Here is a 240-nt window from a genome sequence, read left to right as displayed (position 1 = left end):
CAATTTATCAGACAATCTGTGTGGGCACTCCACAAGACGATATCCAGAACCTTCGGGTTCAAAAAAATATCAAGTCTTGAAGAGTGACCAAGCAGTAATTCATTTAGTTGAATTATTACGAAAGTTAATTTTCGAGCATCGCTTCACGAGTTGAAGCAAATCAAGCTTTTAATTGAAGAGTTTGATCATGGCTCAGATTGAACGCTGGCGGCAGGCCTAACACATGCAAGTCGAGCGGTA

General features: G+C 40.8%; 1 rRNA gene. It reads left to right on the top strand.

The window, feature by feature from the left end:
- Window positions 1–169 precede the first annotated feature (169 nt).
- Window positions 170–240, top strand: a 16S ribosomal RNA gene (locus AAZT04_RS26365); the annotation flags it as partial.

It is taken from the genome of Serratia sp. Je.1.23.a (assembly GCF_051129805.1).
Lineage (GTDB): Bacteria > Pseudomonadota > Gammaproteobacteria > Enterobacterales > Enterobacteriaceae > Serratia > Serratia liquefaciens.
The sequence above is the reverse complement of the archived record's forward strand: the minus strand, read 5'-3'. Positions and strand labels throughout refer to the sequence as shown.